This window comes from Vibrio sp. 10N.261.52.C11, assembly GCF_041471405.1.
Taxonomy (GTDB): domain Bacteria; phylum Pseudomonadota; class Gammaproteobacteria; order Enterobacterales; family Vibrionaceae; genus Vibrio; species Vibrio crassostreae_C.
Genome location: NZ_JBFROI010000035.1, coordinates 41,651 through 58,515 on the forward strand (window position 1 = coordinate 41,651; position 16,865 = coordinate 58,515).

The 16,865-nt window shown below is 42.7% G+C and carries 13 protein-coding genes; 6 read left to right on the plus strand and 7 right to left on the minus strand.

Annotated elements, in window-relative coordinates; genetic code table 11:
- Positions 1-431 precede the first annotated feature (431 nt).
- Positions 432-2,549 carry a methyl-accepting chemotaxis protein gene (locus AB4323_RS14340; protein ID WP_372116420.1) on the plus strand — a complete coding sequence of 706 codons (2,118 nt, stop codon included), beginning with the start codon at positions 432-434 and terminating at the stop codon, positions 2,547-2,549.
- A 112-nt stretch (positions 2,550-2,661) separates the two neighbouring features.
- Here AB4323_RS14340 and AB4323_RS14345 read toward each other — a convergent pair whose 3' ends face one another.
- The 5 genes from AB4323_RS14345 to dinG form a co-directional block, all read right to left on the minus strand.
- Positions 2,662-3,795 (minus strand): cupin domain-containing protein, encoded by a 1,134-nt coding sequence (locus tag AB4323_RS14345; protein ID WP_102332495.1) that lies wholly within the window; start codon positions 3,793-3,795, stop codon positions 2,662-2,664.
- 71 nt (positions 3,796-3,866) lie between these two features.
- Positions 3,867-4,037 carry a pleiotropic regulatory protein RsmS gene (rsmS, locus tag AB4323_RS14350; RefSeq protein WP_017055021.1) on the minus strand — a complete coding sequence of 57 codons (171 nt, stop codon included), beginning with the start codon at positions 4,035-4,037 and terminating at the stop codon, positions 3,867-3,869.
- The gene (locus AB4323_RS14355; protein WP_372097852.1) at positions 4,027-4,575 is read right to left on the minus strand and encodes a primosomal replication protein; all 549 of its coding nucleotides are present in this window, start codon (positions 4,573-4,575) and stop codon (positions 4,027-4,029) included. Before AB4323_RS14355 ends, rsmS begins: the two co-directional genes overlap by 11 nt.
- A gap of 22 nt (positions 4,576-4,597) precedes the next feature.
- Positions 4,598-5,377 carry a TSUP family transporter gene (locus AB4323_RS14360; RefSeq protein ID WP_017062114.1) on the minus strand — a complete coding sequence of 260 codons (780 nt, stop codon included), beginning with the start codon at positions 5,375-5,377 and terminating at the stop codon, positions 4,598-4,600.
- 128 nt (positions 5,378-5,505) lie between these two features.
- On the minus strand, positions 5,506-7,581 hold the full coding sequence (dinG, locus tag AB4323_RS14365) for an ATP-dependent DNA helicase DinG (RefSeq protein ID WP_229647102.1): 2,076 nt from the start codon (positions 7,579-7,581) through the stop codon (positions 5,506-5,508).
- A gap of 513 nt (positions 7,582-8,094) precedes the next feature.
- On the opposite strand from dinG, the gene AB4323_RS14370 reads away from it, so the two are divergent.
- Positions 8,095-9,039 (plus strand): porin, encoded by a 945-nt coding sequence (locus AB4323_RS14370; protein ID WP_372152769.1) that lies wholly within the window; start codon positions 8,095-8,097, stop codon positions 9,037-9,039.
- A gap of 67 nt (positions 9,040-9,106) precedes the next feature.
- Positions 9,107-9,721 (plus strand): DUF2057 family protein, encoded by a 615-nt coding sequence (locus tag AB4323_RS14375; RefSeq protein ID WP_372152771.1) that lies wholly within the window; start codon positions 9,107-9,109, stop codon positions 9,719-9,721.
- Between the two features lie 61 nt (positions 9,722-9,782).
- Here the strand turns inward: AB4323_RS14375 and AB4323_RS14380 are convergent, their stop codons facing one another.
- A complete protein-coding gene (locus tag AB4323_RS14380; protein ID WP_372152773.1) occupies positions 9,783-10,511 on the minus strand; it encodes a pseudouridine synthase in 729 nt (242 codons plus the stop codon).
- 321 nt (positions 10,512-10,832) lie between these two features.
- On the opposite strand from AB4323_RS14380, the gene AB4323_RS14385 reads away from it, so the two are divergent.
- Entirely contained in the window at positions 10,833-13,058 is a 2,226-nt protein-coding gene (locus AB4323_RS14385) for an NADP-dependent isocitrate dehydrogenase (protein ID WP_372152775.1), read from the plus strand.
- A 279-nt stretch (positions 13,059-13,337) separates the two neighbouring features.
- Here the strand turns inward: AB4323_RS14385 and cspD are convergent, their stop codons facing one another.
- Complete coding sequence (cspD, locus tag AB4323_RS14390) at positions 13,338-13,559, minus strand: cold shock domain-containing protein CspD (RefSeq protein WP_010437410.1); 222 nt, start codon at positions 13,557-13,559, stop codon at positions 13,338-13,340.
- A gap of 585 nt (positions 13,560-14,144) precedes the next feature.
- On the opposite strand from cspD, the gene clpS reads away from it, so the two are divergent.
- Together clpS and clpA are read left to right on the plus strand one after the other, a co-directional pair.
- A complete protein-coding gene (gene clpS / locus AB4323_RS14395; protein WP_004737430.1) occupies positions 14,145-14,465 on the plus strand; it encodes an ATP-dependent Clp protease adapter ClpS in 321 nt (106 codons plus the stop codon).
- Between the two features lie 39 nt (positions 14,466-14,504).
- Positions 14,505-16,778: an ATP-dependent Clp protease ATP-binding subunit ClpA gene (gene clpA, locus AB4323_RS14400; protein WP_017062108.1), complete on the plus strand. Its 2,274-nt coding sequence runs from the start codon at positions 14,505-14,507 to the stop codon at positions 16,776-16,778.
- Positions 16,779-16,865 lie beyond the last annotated feature (87 nt).

The following is a 16,865-nucleotide window of genomic DNA, read 5'->3' on the forward strand; positions in this document are numbered from 1 at the left end:
AAAGTGTTCAGGGAATCTAGGCGTGAGATATTAGAGCTTGATTGCGGGCTTAGCAATCAAAAAGTGTGAAGTTGATCAAGATAAAAATCTATAACTTGGATTATAAAAACTAATCCGAAGTTGCTGCATTTTAAAGAGGGAGAGGGTGGAGTGGGCTTCCTTTAAATATCGATGTTCTGGCTATGTCCAAAGCGCTAAAACCTAAGCAACACAACTAATGATTATATGAGTACATCATTTGAAATCACAGAAAAAAGGAAGAAAACACGCTCTATTAACATTTGTATAAACTTTCGTTTTATATGTAAGCAATTTGTGCTGTAATTATCCGCTAAGCTATTCGTCTAACTCATTTACATTGTGTACAGCAATTCGTTGTCGATGTGATAGTTATGGTTATGGAAGTCTTTTGGCTTAAATAAGGATATTAAATGCGCTCTCTATCGGTACAGTGGAAAATAACCCTCTTAGCAGGTTGTTGTTTAATCATTACGTCACTGTCTCTTATTGGTTTCTCGATCTACAACGCGACGAGCAATCAACAAGTCATCAAATCTCAAAGTTCAGAATCAGTTATCAATAAAACTCAGCAGTTGCTGGCGTCTGTTTCTCAGCTAAACGCTCAAGAAACTCAACGTTATGTAGACGAAGCTATTTACCGCGCAGAGATGCTTGCGGCCAGTGCTCAGTTTCTAAAAAACAATGCAGACGAAAACTTTACACCAAGTGAAGAGCTTCGTACCGCCTTGGATGAAATGGTTCGTCGCTCGGTTTTAAACTTCGACTCTATTCAAGGAGCGTATCTAGTTTTCAAGCCTGACTTGCTCGATAGTGAAGATGCGAATTATGTCGATGCTGATTATGTTGGTTCTAACGAAAAAGGTCGTTTTGCTCCTTACTGGAAGGTGGCAGATAACGGTGAAAATGTTCTAGCGAACGTTCTTTCAGAATCTATCTTGAATGATGACAGCAATAGCGAACGTTTTTACTGTCCTTTGTCTTCAGGGCAAACGTGTATTAGTACGCCGAGAGTCGTGAACAGCGGTGGTGTAGCACTACTTACGTCCTCTATTTCAGTCCCTATTTTGGTTGACGACGTTGCTATTGGTTTTCTTGGTATTGATCTAAGACTTGATGGTTTAACCAGTGTGATTACTCAATCTGACCAGAGCTTGTTTAACGGTGCGGGTAAAGCTTACGTGGTTAGTCTAGATGGTTCGGTCATCGCTTCTGATGATTCAAGCATTGCAGTCGGTTCAACTTTCCAAAGTGGCAATACAAACAGTGATTTAATGACCGACTTTATCTTTGGTGGTGAAGTGACAACGCAATGGAGCGAGAACGGTGAGTGGTTACTTGCCTTTGCACCTGTTGTTGCAGCTAACCAAACTTGGGGGGTGTTGTTTGAGATCCCAAGAGACAGTGTCGTCGCTGACGCAAATAAATTGGATTCTATCATTAGCACTAAGCTAAGTGAAGGCATCAAAACAGAAGTGATCGCCGGTACAGTGTTTATTATCTTTGGCTTAGCCATTATCGCGTTTGCCTCGTTGTCTATTGTGAAGCCGATTCGTCAGGTTGTGGAAAGGTTGAATGACATCGCTTCAGGTGAAGGTGATTTGACGCAGCGCTTGGAAGTGAAGTCTCAAGATGAAATCGGTCAGTTGTCAAAAGGATTTAACCTGTTCCTAGATAAGCTGCAACACACAATCAAAGAAGTCATTCACACCACAGAACAAGTGGCAAATACTACCAGCCAAGCGAAAGCATCAGCATCAAGTACTCGTGAAAGCAGCGAGTCTCAATTTAAAGAAGTGGATCTAGTCGCGACAGCGGCCGAAGAGATGACTCAAACTGCGGGCTTAGTGGTACAAAATGCAGAAGTGGCCGTTGATGCAGCGTGCGAAGCGAATCGTTCTGCTCAACAAGGGCAACAAGTCATCGAACTTTCAGCAGGTGAAATGAGAAAGCTGGTGGAGCGTATGTCGAGTGCTGTTCCTATTGTTGAAGAATTGGCAAAAAATAACGGAAACATCACCGAGATCTTAAGTGTGATTGAAGGGATCTCTGAGCAAACTAACTTACTGGCATTGAACGCGGCGATTGAAGCGGCTCGTGCTGGCGAACAAGGTCGAGGTTTTGCTGTTGTTGCGGATGAGGTAAGAAACCTCGCAAGTCGCACCCAGTCATCGGTTGGTGAGATCAGAGCGGTGATCGACAAGGTTCATGCTGGAACTCAAGATGTCGTTGAAGCAATACAAGAAGGCAATATCCTAGCTAACGATACAGCACTACACGTTCAGAAAGCAGTTGAAGATCTGGGGTCGATCTTTACTTCTATTGAGGCGATCAGTGATATGAACAGTCAGATCGTTCGAGCAGCCGAAGAGCAACAATCGGTTTCCGGTGAAGTAAATCAAAGCGTGGTTAATATTCGCGATTTGAGTGCGAAGATCTTGGAGCAAGCCGCGGCTTCTGAGCAAGTCGGCAATGAAATTGACCAACTGTCTCAACAACAAAAGAAGTTGGTCAATCAGTTCAAGGTATAAGCATTAAGCCTTAACCAGTTCTTGAATAGAAAAAGGGACAAATGAAGATTTCATTTGTCCCTTTTTTAATTGTTTATTTAGAGGCTAGGCAATAACCAGCGGTTGACGCTGCTTACTCTTCGATAAACCAGTAGCCTTTGTTGACCAATTCAGTCACGACAGTTATGCCCGAAGGAGATAGGGCAGTAGCCGAGGTAATCATGGTCTCATCGCAAAGTATGTTGAGTAACGAAGAATCCGCTTCATCCACCTTAACCACTTCGCCATTGATGTAAGCAGTGTTGCTTTCATTTTCGTGGTAGAGCGCCTTTAAGCCTGATACTCGGTGAATCTCACCTTCAGACTCTAAGTGTTGAGCGATCTCTTCTTGAGTCCATAGTGGCTCTGGAGCAACGATATCAAGCTGGTGGCGTGATTGGCTTAGCAGACAACCCATGAATTCACTGATGGTTTCAGGTTGCTCTAGTGCAGATTTCAACATGCCTGTGAGATTACTTAAATCCGATGAACGAATTTTTCCGTAGCCTTCTTGCATTTTGAATTCTGGATCGTGCAGGTGTACGTCACCCATATCATGAGCAAGCACAAAATCGGCAAAGTTGCTGATCAGTTCTTGTTCTTTAGGCGAGCGGTAGCCAATAGAGTAGCTCATTGACGGCTCTAACGTGCTCCCTTCATGTGGGAAACCTGGTGGGATATAAAGGATATCGCCCGGCTCTAAAGTTTCATCAATGATTGGGTCAAAACCTTCAATTTGACGAAGTGCAGACGCTTGAACAGTCTCTTTGTATTGGCCAACATCTTTAGCGCCAACCTTCCATTGACGTTTGCCTTGACCTTGAATGATGAAGACATCGTATTGATCAATATGTGGGCCTACGCCGCCTTCAGGTGCTGAGTAGCAGATCATGAGATCGTCGAATAACCAGTTTGGTAACGCTTGGAACGCCTCAGTCAGTTGATTTGCGCCTTGGTGCCAGTGGTTCGCTGCTTGAACGATCAGCTGCCAATGAGTTTCGGTTAACTCGCCAAATTTTTCTTCAGAGAATGGACCGTGTTCTGCAGTCCACTGATTGTCGAGGTTAGAGACAAAGCGAGAATCCACTTCTTCTTCCATCGATAAACCAGCAAGTTCTTCCGGCGAAATTGGGTCGACGAAGTTTTGGAAGCCACCCTTTAAGATGGTTGGTTTTTTATGCCAGTAGTTTTCAAGAAACTCGGGCATAGAAAAGCTAAGTTGGTACATGTGAATCCTGTATATTTTTATGCTAAATGCTAAATGCTAAATGCTAGATGCTAAATGCTAAATGCTAAATGCTAGATGCTAGATGCTAGTTTGGCTTGTAAATCTTGCTGGACAATTTTGATTGCTTCTAACGCGACTTTTGGATCGATTTCGTTGCTTTCGAGCAGATAGATCAGGTCGACAGCTAATTTAACTTCTTCTGGTGCGTTATCCAGTGGTGATGGTGTGTTATCAGTGTTCATTTCGCTTAGGGTTCTCTAAGTTAATCAGTCTCTCAATATTTTTCATTGAGTCTTCACAGCGTTCTAATCGCTCTTTTGCTAACTGCCAAGCCTCTTCCGCTTTTTTCTTACTGTGGCGAGGCGCAGAATCAAACGCTAACTTTCTTACTCGGACTAAATCGATCAATCGCTTTTGCCAGTCTTGGTGCTGAGCGAGTTCGTTGTATAGGTCGTTCAGGGTTTTCCCTGACTTACTTTTTCGGTCCAAGCGTAAATCGTGGTTGGCTAACTCTCTTTGGATTGCTGCAATCTGATTTGTCAGCTTTTCTGTCAGGTAGTTGGCTCTGGATGCGGTCAGTTGATTTGTGGTTTGTTCACGTACAATGGTGCGGTACGTTGCCTGAGTTTCAAGTGCATAGGGAAGCAAAACAGAGGCGCCACATTTAAATAAGGCTCGGTCAAACAAGGCTTGATGATAAGCTCCTCGAGATTTATCAACCTGCGAGCAATGGCCAATCAAGGTATCAATGACACTTTTTAGCTTTGAAAATTGATTCATCTCACTCCCCGTTGGCTATTGCCTATAAGTTCACAAACCAAGCTTCATATGCCAGTTTAATTGCAAGTACGCTTACTACGGTAACAAACACAGGTCGTATAAATGTAGCACCGAAACGAATAGCAGAGTGAGCGCCAACAAATGCACCGGCCATCAAACAAAGGCCCATGGTTAAACCTAGAACCCAATCAATATGACCAAGAATCGCGAAGGTCACCAAAGAGGTAAAGTTACTGGTAAAGTTCATGGCTTTGGATAGACCAGAGGCAAGTAAGATGTTTAAGCGATAAAGCGCCATAGAGCTTACCGTCCAAAACGCGCCAGTTCCTGGACCAGCAACCCCATCATAAAAGCCAAGAATGAATCCTTGGTACTTTTGTTTTCTCTTAAGCACAGGGCATGGCTTAGGAGACACATTATGGCTCACATCTGGAGTCTTATGAAAAATGGTATAGACCGCTGCGGCAAGAATGACTAACGGCAATACCTTCTCTAACCACTCGGTGCTAATGGCATCAACAGTGAGTGTGCCGATGGTCGCACCTATTAAAGTAGATATGAATGCATTGACCCAACACTCAGGCTTGAACAGCTTTTTACGGTAGTAAGTGAATGCAGCTGTAGATGAAGCGAAGGTTGCTGCAAGCTTGTTAGTACCCAATGCGATGTGTGGCGGTAAACCAAGTGACAGTAAAGCTGGAACGGTTAACATCCCTCCGCCACCTGCGACAGCATCAATAAAGCCTGCTGCAAATGCAACCAGAGCAAGTATGACCAACATGGTTGGCTCAATCATTTCCATAAATAGCTAGTGTTCTCGTTATCGGCTGATAGGGCAGCCACATGAAAAATCTATGGATTAGTCATGTTGGGTTGTGAATGCAAGGGCCTAGCGATGAAGGCCCATAACTACCTCAAGGGCAGGGGATATTAGTATTTTATTGTTCTTTTAAAAGGCGGTAGTGAATCGAGTAGGGACTTTCCGTATCGCTTCGTTACTATGCGTCTATCAAGGATCGTGACTTTACCAGAATCTCTTTCTTTACGCAGTAACCGCCCGACAGATTGAATAAGCTTTTTACTCGCTTCTGGAACCGTAATTTGCATAAATGGGTTACCGCCTCGTGATTCAATATATTCAGAGTGTGCTTGCTCTACAGGAGAGGTAGGCACACCAAAAGGAATCTTTGTAATGACGAGATTTTCAAGAAGCTCTCCAGGCAAATCAAGCCCTTCAGAAAAGCTGCCCGTTCCAAAAAGGACGCTTGTTTTGCCTTGTTCTATTAGCTTTTTATGTTTTTTTAGAATTTCAGTGCGTGAACTGTCACCCTGAACTTGTAAAGCCCATGACTTTTTAACGAAACCTGTTGCTAAAGCTTCTGCAACTTTGTTCATTTGCCAGTAAGAAGAGAATAAAACGAGATTGGCTTTGTTGTCTTCTATTACCTTAGGCAAAATTTCAATAAGATATTCGGTAAACTGAGGTGCTTGAGGTTCGTATTTCATTGCAGGGACGATCAGCTCTGCTTGGTTTTGATAATCAAATGGTGATGCCAAAGCAAGGAATTGAACACCATCTTCAGCTTTTTGACTGATACCTGCTTGGTGACAGAAAAAGTTAAAGGAGTTAAGTGCTCGCATTGTCGCAGAAACTAATACGGCTCCAACACAGCGGCTCCAAATCTGCTGGTCAAGTTGCCAACCAACCTCTAGAGGTGAAACGTTGACAACGAAATCGCCTTCGTTCTCTTTGTTTAACTCAAGCCAACGTGCTAGTGGTGCGCCTTTTTCTCGCTTAGGTTCCGCCATTAGGCGCCAGACTTGAGCTAGATTCTCTGTCCTTTGTATATAGAAGCCTATTTCAGCGAGCGCTGGCTCGGCTAGTTTTGCGGAAAGCTCTCCGTCTTTGACTCGCTCAGCAATGAGGTCAGCGATTTTTGCTACAGATTGGCTTGTCTTTTGAGTTAGCTGTTTGAGATCTTTCGACTCACTTTCTAACCATTCAGGCAAGTCACCATGCTCAAAGCGATACAAGCCGTCTTCAAAGTGGCTTGCGTCAAACTGTTTGCTCATTTGAGTCAGAGTAGGGATCAGTTGTTGTACGGAGTCCTGCAATTCATTTCTAAATCGGTGCACACGCTTTTCGTCCGCTAAACCAGAAAGCTTAGTGATCGATTGATTTAAACGCTCTAACCAAGAAGCCGCACCTTTTAAACTGGCAGCTGCAGAGGAGTGATCTCGAGCGACATGAGGTAAATGGTGTGCCTCGTCGAATATATAGATGCTGTTTTCTGGCTCTGGAAGAATAACTCCGCCACCTAGGTCAGCGTCGGCCATTACCAAACTGTGATTAGCGATAATCACATCTGCTTTATCTAGCTCTGAACGCGCTTTCTGGAAAGGGCAATCTCTGTGAGTTGGCATACTGTTGTTGCAGCTGTGCTTATCACTTACGATCATTTGCCAAATGATATTGTCGATTGGTTTCGGCCATGAATCACGATCGCCATCCCATTTACCTTGAGCCAGACTACGATACATGGTTTGAAGTTGCTCGATATCCTTTTTCTTTGGTTTGGATTCGAACATAGCCATTTGTCCACCATCAACACCGCAAGCCGCTGCCAATTTCTCTGAGCAACAATAGCGTTGCCTGCCTTTCGCTAATATAAAAGAGAACTCTCTGTCGGTGAGTCTTCTATATAGAGGGAGATCTTTATTGACGAGCTGTTCTTGTAGCGCGACGGTTGCGGTCGAAATAATGATTTTCCGATTATTTAAAACCGCAACGGGAATAGTTGCCATTAAATAAGCCAGTGATTTACCGATTCCTGTTCCCGCCTCAGCAACAATCATGCGGCTGCTCTTGTGGTATTGACCGCAAAGTGTCTTCGCTATCTCAGCTACAAGGTAATTTTGTGCACGGCGAGGTACAAAGTTGTCCAACTGATCTTGGAGGTTTTGATAACTGGTGCGAATAGAATTTTGAATTTTAGTAGTTAGCATACTGTGACCTACGTAACGGAGCGAGGATAGTAGCACATATCACTAGCCGGTACATTTACTGCAAAATAGCTTGCTTTTGAATCAAAGGTAGATCTCGTTCACAAAAAAAAACTGAACCATCAGGAACTTAACGATTTTATTTATCTTGTGAAATATTAATATTAAAAAAGACTGACTTACAGGTGTTAAATTCTACTTTTAGGATGTATTAATGGTTTATATTGGTTTTATGTGCTGTTTTGTTGGTTTTTATAGTTATTATATTTCCTAATAAAACTAAGGATAAGCTACTCGTAAAATGATGAAAAAAAATGTAAGCGTTTGATTTTTAATTGTTTGTGTTTTTTTTAGGTCTATTTTTAGTTTATTTGACACGCAGGATAATCTTTTGCAATCTAGACCTCGAAATTTAGTGACGGTGATTAGCCAACAAAGAGTGGTAATCGCTAGTCATAAAAATAATAGGGAACCGGGCAAGGATCTCCCATTCTTAGAAAAGGCAGTGGATTTATTATGAAAAAGACTCTATTAGCGTTAGCTATCGCAGCTACAGCGACATCAGTAAATGCAGCAGAAGTATACAGCAAAGACGGCGTTTCTGTTTCTGTTGGTGGTGCAGCTGAAATTCAACTATACAAAGGTTTCACGGAAGATTCTGACGCTGAAATGCGCATAGATGATGGTGAATTGAACTTCGGCACAACTGTTGCGATTAATGAAAACTTAAATGCAGTAGGTTATTTCGATTTCGAATTTGAAAACCGCGATGATGCTGGCGCAGGTTCTGGTACGGAGAATACTGAGCTATACGCTGGTTTTGAATCAAACGGTCTTAAGGTTACCTTTGGTCGTCAATATACTATCGCTGATGAAGCTGGCATTGGTGAAGACTACGAGTTTGGTACTGAATCTTTAGGCCTTGGTGACGCTCACGGTGCAGAAGTTACTAAAGTTTGGTATACAGGAGATAAGTTTTGGGTTGCTGTTGCACACGATTTAGATAACGGCAAAGCTAATGATAAAACTATTACTGACTTCGGTGCATCTTTCAAGCCTGTCGATGCTCTTGAACTACGTGCTTTCTACTACATACAAGAATCTAACACTGCTCAAGTTGTAACTGCAGACATCGAATCTTACAACTTAGAAGCTATCTACAGCTTCAGCGATTTTACTATTGCAGGTTCTTTCGGTTCTTACGAAGATGACAAAGTTGTTGACTCGGAGCTAGATGTAATTTCTGTAGCTGGTACTTACACCATGGGGCGTAATGTTTTCGCTCTTGGTTTCAACCAAGCAAGCCACAAGGCTGAAGACGTATCAAACGTTTATGCGAATGTTACTCACAGCCTGCACAGCAATGTTCACGTTTACGGTGAAATCGGTTACGCAGACAGCGATGATTCTTCTGTAGACTACGACCTAGCATACCTTGCAGGTTTAGAAGTTAAATTTTAATATTTAACTTTTTGCATTAATACATTAAAGCCACCAAACATTGGTGGCTTTTTTAAAAGGAAAATGTATGAAAAAACTGTTTTACTTTTTAATTTTGAGCGGCTCTATAAGCGCTAATTCAGCAGAACTATCAGTTTCTCATACACTCAAGTTGCACGCTGTTAATAATGAAAAACCTGTAGATTCTGATGTGATCGAGTTATCGACTGGTGAGAATCAGTTAGTGGTATCGTACAGTGAAATTTTAAAGGATGGGTCTCAATCTAGATTTTATTCATCTTCACCGTTTGTTATTGAATTCGAAGTCAAAAAAGACGAAATGGTTTCATTAAACTCACCCAATATTCGACGTTACCGCGATGCTCAAAAAGCTTTTTCTAAAACTCCCCCAGAATTTACTGTTAGTCAGGATGAAGACGATCTGGATGCAAAGATTTATTCGCTTGTATCACAAAATGAGATAACTCCTTTCACTGATATCGTCGATTTAGTTCAAGAAAATAATAGAAATTCAGGGAAAATTTTTACTAATAGCGGCATAGTTAACGCTGATATTGCGGCTACGTCTATAAAGAATCTATCCTTAAGTTCTGATTCGGTCAGACAGCTTCAAGCTTGGTATATAAAAGCTTCTAAAAAAGAGCGTAAAGAATTCCGCAAGTGGATGATTGACCAAGAGTAATAAATCTTCATATACAAGAAAGCGAGACACTTATTAGTCTCGCTTTAATATTTGCTATGAGTTAAATCTCTTTCCACTCACCAGGCTGAAGCTCACCCACGTTCATGTTGCCCATTGAATAGCGAATAAGTCGCAGGGTAGGGTAGCCGATATTTGCTGTCATTCGTCTTACCTGACGGTTACGCCCTTCAATGATAGTAATCGCTAACCATGTTGTCGGTATCGCGGCTCTGAAGCGTACTGGAGGGGTTCTATCCCACACAACAGGTTCAGACATCACCTCAACCTGAGCGGGCAGTGTCATGCCGTCTTTTAGTTCGACACCTTTTCTCAATTTATCTAAATCTTCCTCAGAAGGTGCGCCTTCAACCTGTACCCAGTAAGTTTTTGGTGATTTTGAGTTGGGCTGAGTCAATTTGGCTTGAAATATTCCATCATTGGTCAAGACCATTAACCCTTCACTGTCACGGTCAAGTCGTCCGGCTGCATAAACATCTTTAACAGGAATAAAATCCGCTAATGTTTTTCTACCTTCACCATCAGTAAACTGACTTAGCGTATCAAATGGCTTGTTGAACAGAATAACCTTGCGATCTTCGATCGCTATCTTAGGTTTTGTGTTCGTAGGTTTACCCTTGTAACGGTGTTTACTTGAATGAGGTTTCTTGTGCGAATTACCAGTGCTATTTTTATCACTGCGTCGGTTCTGCCTATTACCGCTTTGTTTTAATATTGCTTCAGAACGAGCTGGTTTGTCTGAGCGAGATGCGCTGCGTGAGCGAGTAGACATGTTAACTACCTTGCAAAAATGTAAACGAAGTGTGCTGAAAAGTTTTCACTGAAACGGAATTGAGCTATCATTTGCGCGCCTAAAAGACACAAAATAGAACAAGTTGATGGACTCTTAAGCCTGATTTGTTTAATTATACCTTCGTGTTTTATTATAACAACGCACTCACGGATTTGGTTCATGCTCTCATCAAGATTGCATGAAAAATAAGATAGAGTACGACTATCGAGTAAGCAGTTTTCACTCTTCGAGTCGCTTACTGGTCAATTTATAACATTCTCACCATTTTAGGTGAGCTTGTAAGAACTATAGGGAAATTTCATGCCTACTGAAAAACCAACTATCATCTATACCATTACAGACGAGGCTCCGGCGCTAGCAACTTACTCTTTGCTGCCAATCATTCAATCTTTTACAGCTTCTTCTGGTATTGACGTTGATACTCGCGACATTTCACTTGCAGGGCGTATTATTGCCAACTTCCCTGAGCATTTGAATGAAGAGCAACGTATTGGTGATGCACTAGCAGAACTAGGTGAATTGGCTAAAACACCAGAAGCAAACATCATTAAGCTTCCAAACGTATCAGCATCTGTACCTCAGCTCCAAGCTACGATCAAAGAACTTCAGTCAAAAGGTTATGCACTTCCTAATTACCCGGAAGAAGCAAAGACTGATGAAGAGAGAGCAATAAAAGCGACTTACGACAAGATCAAAGGTAGTGCGGTAAACCCGGTTCTACGTGAAGGTAATTCAGATCGTCGTGCGCCACTTTCAGTTAAAAACTACGCTAAGAAAAACCCGCATTCAATGGGCGCTTGGTCATCAGATTCTAAGTCTCATGTTTCTAGTATGGAAGACAAAGACTTCTTCGGTAGTGAAAAATCAGTAACGATTGAAGGCGCGACTGAAGTTAGCATCGAATTTGTAGGTAAAGATGGCACTAAGAAAACATTGAAGCCAGCTTTTGCTCTGCAAGATAAAGAGATCATCGACGCTTCAGTGATGAATAAAGCAGCTTTGGTTGCCTTCTTCGAGAAAGAAATCGCATCAGCTAAAGAGCAAGGTGTTCTACTTTCTCTTCACATGAAAGCAACGATGATGAAAGTTTCTGACCCAGTGATTTTTGGCCACGCGGTTAAGGTTTACTACAAAGACGTGTTCGCTAAACACGGCCAATTGTTCGATGAACTCGGTGTTGATGTAAATAATGGCATCGGTGATGTATACGCGAAGATTGCAGCCCTTCCTCAAGAGCAGAAAGAAGCAATTGAAGCTGATCTACAAGCGGTCTACGAGACTCAGCCTCCACTAGCAATGGTTGATTCGGATCGTGGTATCACTAACCTACACGTACCAAGTGACATCATTGTTGATGCATCTATGCCTGCAATGCTGCGTTCTTCAGGTCAGATGTGGGATCCAGAAGGTAAGCAAAAAGACACCAAAGCAATGATCCCAGATCGTAGCTACGCGAGTATTTACCAAGCGGTTATTGATTTCTGTAAAGAAAATGGTGCTTTTGATCCGACGACAATGGGTAGCGTGCCAAACGTTGGCCTAATGGCTCAAAAAGCGGAAGAATACGGTTCTCACGATAAGACTTTTATTCTAGAAGCTGCTGGTCAGGTTCAAGTGGTTGACGCTTCTGGTTTTGTTCTTCTTGAGCAAGACGTAGAGGAAGGCGATATCTTCCGTATGTGCCAAGTAAAAGATGCTCCGATCCAAGATTGGGTTAAGCTAGCTGTTACTCGCGCACGTGCTTCAGGTGTTCCCGCTGTATTCTGGCTAGATGCGTCTAGAGCTCACGATGCGCAGCTTATCAAGAAAGTAGAAGCTTACCTTCCTGAGTACGATACAGAAGGCTTAGAAATTAAGATTTTGGCACCGCTAGAGGCAACTCAATACTCACTAGTTCGTATTAAAGAAGGCCTAGACACAATCTCTGTTACAGGTAACGTATTACGTGACTACCTCACTGATTTGTTCCCAATTCTAGAACTTGGTACGTCAGCTAAAATGCTATCGATTGTTCCATTAATGAACGGTGGTGGCTTATTTGAAACTGGCGCTGGTGGTTCAGCTCCTAAGCACGTTCAACAAGTAGAGAAAGAAAACCACCTGCGTTGGGATTCTCTAGGCGAATTCTTGGCATTGGCTGCATCTCTAGAGCACCTAAGCGTTGTTACAGGTAACGCTAAAGCACAAGTACTGGCGGATGCTCTTGATAAAGCGACGGGCGAATTCCTTGATAATAACAAGTCTCCTTCACGAAAAGTGGGTGAGCTTGATAACCGTGGTAGCCACTACTACCTAGCTGCATATTGGGCGAAAGCACTTGCAGAACAAACGGTTGATGCAGATTTAGCGGCAGAGTTTGCTACTGTTGCAAGCCAATTAGCTGAAAGCGAAGAGGCTATCGTTGCTGAGTTGAATAATGCACAAGGTGTCGCAGGCGATTTAGGCGGCTATTACCTGCTTGATGACGCACTCGTATCCAAGCTAATGCGCCCAAGTGCTACGTTAAATGCCCTGATTGATGCATAACTATAGCACTGAGTGGTAAACACTGTTGTGGCTAGCTAGTTATTTGACTTAGCTAAGCGATACATTTATAGCCTTGTTAAAACAAAGATTGAAGACGCTTTAACGATAACGTTAGAGCGTCTTTTTTTTGCGGAAATAACATTGAGTTTATGGAGCGAAGATCGAAAAACCGCTCATTTAAAACTGAATAACAGTCAGTAAATGAGCGGTTTTAATGTTCTTGTTTACCGAGCGGCCCTAAACAGGACGAGTGGAGGTAAATATGATATCGGCAATCGCTTATTTAGCGACACTGCCTTCTACAGGAACAACAGAGCTAGCGTGCGAGCCTTTAGGTCCACTTTCTACTTCATAGTCGACCTGCTGACCAGCCTTTAAGGTTCGATAACCTTCCATTTGTATTGTGGAGTAGTGCGCGAAAATATCGCCGTCTTCACCTTCTGGACAAATAAAGCCAAACCCTTTGGCATTGTTAAACCATTTTACTGTACCTGTAGCCATGCTATACATCCCTCATGCATTTTGTTACTAACGTTGTTATATCAATTGTTGTAAGTGCGATTGATATCATTCCTACCAGCTAAAGAATTTCAGCTAATAGCTTGAATCTCGTACATTGCTTACGGAAATTAACGCTACCCTGCGTAATTATTCCTTATTGTTAATTTTTGAAGCGTGTTACTGATTTTAATTCATGTTGCAAAAGTGTATTAAAAAACCTTTTAGCTCCAATGTAGCTAATGATTGAGCACAGTCAATAGTAAATTGGTATAAAAGTGATCAATTTTAATAACAAATCACATTCGAGATTAACCGCAAACTATTAACCAAATAGTAACTTAGCGGTAATCTTATCGTTAGTATCAATAGTTATGGCGTCTTTTTAATCAATCACATATGTTAATCTTGTTAATCGAGATCTTTTATTTGCAGCGATGGAAATGGTGGATTAGGCTCAGTATAGAGGAATATTTTTTGGTACTGTTTCTAGGTGCAGTTTCTTAGTACACGGTAAAGCGTGAATGTGGTAAATTTGAGTTAGGTAAACACTCACGACTTCCGAAAAATAACCCTTAGCAAAGCGATATGAGCAGAAACTTTGAATGGGCATCTCCAGGCTCAGATTTACTGGAGAAAGAAGCAACAAAAGTAAAGCCACCGGCGATGTATAACGTTGTGTTGAATAACGATGACTACACGCCCATGGACTTTGTAATCGAGATCCTAGAGCGATTCTTCTCACTAGATATCGAAAAAGCAACGGAAGTGATGCTCAAGGTTCATTATGAAGGTAAAGCTATATGCGGCACATACAGTGCTGAAATAGCGGAAACAAAGGTAGCGCAGGTCACGATGTACTCAAAGGAAAATGAGCATCCGCTACTATGTACAATGGAGCAAGTATAAATTGCTCGAACAACACTGTTGTTCCCTTAGGAGGTACTTATGCTAAATAAAGAATTAGAGACGAGTTTAAATGGCGCATTTGCTCGTGCGCGAGACAAGCGACATGAATTCATGACTGTCGAACACCTCCTACTAGCATTATTAGAAAATGATGCGGCCAAGGAAGCGCTCCAAGCTTGTCAGGCTGATCTCGATGCTCTTCGCAATGAGCTCGATATTTTTATCGATCAAACGACCCCACTTATCCCTGAAAGCGACGAAACTCGCGAAACTCAGCCTACGTTGAGCTTCCAACGAGTACTTCAACGCGCTGTTTTTCATGTTCAATCTTCAGGTCGCAGCGAAGTAACAGGTGCTAACGTACTTGTGGCTATTTTTAGTGAGCAAGAATCTCACGCGGCATATCTTCTTAAGAAAAACGACATTAGTCGCTTAGATATTGTTAACTTCATCTCACACGGTATTACCAAAGCGAGCAACGAAGGCGACAGTCCTTCATCATCCGATTCATTTGGTGGTGCAGAAAATGCTGAAGAAGCTAACTCTGAAGACCGTTTAGAAAATTTTGCTACTAACCTTAACGAAGTCGCAAAGCAGGGCAATATTGACCCACTAATCGGTCGTGACAAAGAGCTAGAACGCACTATCCAAGTTCTGTGTCGTCGTCGTAAGAACAACCCTCTGTTAGTGGGTGAAGCGGGGGTAGGTAAAACTGCCATCGCGGAAGGTCTTGCATGGCGCATCGTTGAAGGACAAGTGCCTGAAATCATTCAGAGCAGCGTAATTTATTCTCTAGATATCGGTTCACTGTTAGCCGGAACCAAATATCGTGGTGACTTTGAGAAACGTTTTAAAGCGATTCTTAAGCAACTGGAGAAAGAAGAAGACGCGATTCTGTTCATCGATGAGATCCACACCATTATCGGTGCCGGGGCTGCATCGGGTGGTCAGGTTGATGCGGCAAACTTAATTAAACCATTACTAAGCAGTGGCAAATTACGTTGCATCGGTTCAACAACGTACCAAGAGTACAGCAGTATTTTTGAGAAGGAGCGTGCTTTAGCTCGTCGCTTCCAGAAAATAGATATTATTGAACCATCGCTAGACGATACGACCAAGATCCTGATTGGCTTGAAGCCAAAATACGAAGCTCACCACGAAGTGCGCTACACCAACAAAGCGTTGCGTGCCGCTGTGGAACTGTCAGCTAAATACATTAATGAACGCCACCTTCCTGATAAGGCCATTGACGTAATCGATGAAGCGGGCGCTCGTAGTCGTTTGGCACCTGCAAGCCGTCGTAAGAAAACGGTAAGCGTGGCTGATATTGAGTCAATGGTTGCGAAAATGGCGCGTATTCCTGAAAAGTCAGTATCGTCTTCAGACAAAGATACACTCCAGAAACTGGATGAGCGCATGAAAATGTTGGTATTCGGACAAGACCCTGCAATCGATGTATTGAGTGAAGCGATTAAGCTGACCCGTGCTGGATTGGGTGCAGACAATAAACCTGTTGGTTCATTCTTGTTTGCTGGTCCTACTGGTGTCGGTAAAACAGAGGTGACTGTTCAGCTGTCTAAGTTGATGGGTATTGAGCTTCTGCGCTTTGATATGTCTGAGTACGGTGAGCGACACTCAGTGAGCCGCTTGATTGGTGCGCCTCCTGGTTATGTTGGTTACGACCAAGGTGGTTTGCTAACGGATGCCGTAATCAAGAACCCGCACTCTGTTGTGTTACTGGATGAAATCGAGAAAGCTCACCCAGATATCTTTAACTTGCTACTGCAGGTAATGGATAACGGCACGCTAACTGACAACAATGGTCGCAAAGCGGACTTCCGCAATGTGATTCTAGTGATGACGACCAACGCAGGTGTGGCTGAAACCGAGAAGAAATCGATCGGCCTGATCCAACAAGATCATGCGCCAGATGCGATGGGCGAAATCAAGAAGGTATTTACTCCTGAGTTCCGTAACCGTCTTGATAATATCATTTGGTTCAACAGCCTTGACCCAAGTGTGATTAGCCAAGTAGTTGATAAGTTCATTGTCGAGCTTCAGGTTCAACTGGACGCTCGTGGCGTGTCTTTAGAGGTTTCTGAGGATGCTCGTCACTGGTTAGCTGATAAAGGCTATGACAAGACCATGGGTGCTCGTCCAATGGGACGTGTGATTCAAGAGAAGCTTAAGAAACCACTTGCTAACGAGTTACTGTTCGGTAGCTTGGTTGATGGCGGTACGGTTAAAGTATCCCTGAAAAAAGACGAATTGGATTTCATCTATGTTGGTGCTAAAGAAGAGGTCATGCACTAACGAAGTGATCGATAAATCAAAGGCTTAAATATAAAACGCGTGACTTAGGTTGTGCGTTTTTTTATGCTTGCGAGATGCGAGATGCGA

Coding starts and splice junctions, on each gene's coding strand:
- AB4323_RS14370 (WP_372152769.1), top strand. CDS start 8,095: ATGAAAAAGACTCTATTAGCGTTAGCTATCGCAGCTACAGCGACATCA.
- rsmS (WP_017055021.1), bottom strand. CDS start 4,037: ATGAACACTGATAACACACCATCACCACTGGATAACGCACCAGAAGAA.
- AB4323_RS14385 (WP_372152775.1), top strand. CDS start 10,833: ATGCCTACTGAAAAACCAACTATCATCTATACCATTACAGACGAGGCT.
- clpA (WP_017062108.1), top strand. CDS start 14,505: ATGCTAAATAAAGAATTAGAGACGAGTTTAAATGGCGCATTTGCTCGT.
- AB4323_RS14340 (WP_372116420.1), top strand. CDS start 432: ATGCGCTCTCTATCGGTACAGTGGAAAATAACCCTCTTAGCAGGTTGT.
- AB4323_RS14380 (WP_372152773.1), bottom strand. CDS start 10,511: ATGTCTACTCGCTCACGCAGCGCATCTCGCTCAGACAAACCAGCTCGT.
- AB4323_RS14345 (WP_102332495.1), bottom strand. CDS start 3,795: ATGTACCAACTTAGCTTTTCTATGCCCGAGTTTCTTGAAAACTACTGG.
- AB4323_RS14360 (WP_017062114.1), bottom strand. CDS start 5,377: ATGGAAATGATTGAGCCAACCATGTTGGTCATACTTGCTCTGGTTGCA.
- dinG (WP_229647102.1), bottom strand. CDS start 7,581: ATGCTAACTACTAAAATTCAAAATTCTATTCGCACCAGTTATCAAAAC.
- cspD (WP_010437410.1), bottom strand. CDS start 13,559: ATGGCTACAGGTACAGTAAAATGGTTTAACAATGCCAAAGGGTTTGGC.
- AB4323_RS14355 (WP_372097852.1), bottom strand. CDS start 4,575: ATGAATCAATTTTCAAAGCTAAAAAGTGTCATTGATACCTTGATTGGC.
- clpS (WP_004737430.1), top strand. CDS start 14,145: ATGAGCAGAAACTTTGAATGGGCATCTCCAGGCTCAGATTTACTGGAG.
- AB4323_RS14375 (WP_372152771.1), top strand. CDS start 9,107: ATGAAAAAACTGTTTTACTTTTTAATTTTGAGCGGCTCTATAAGCGCT.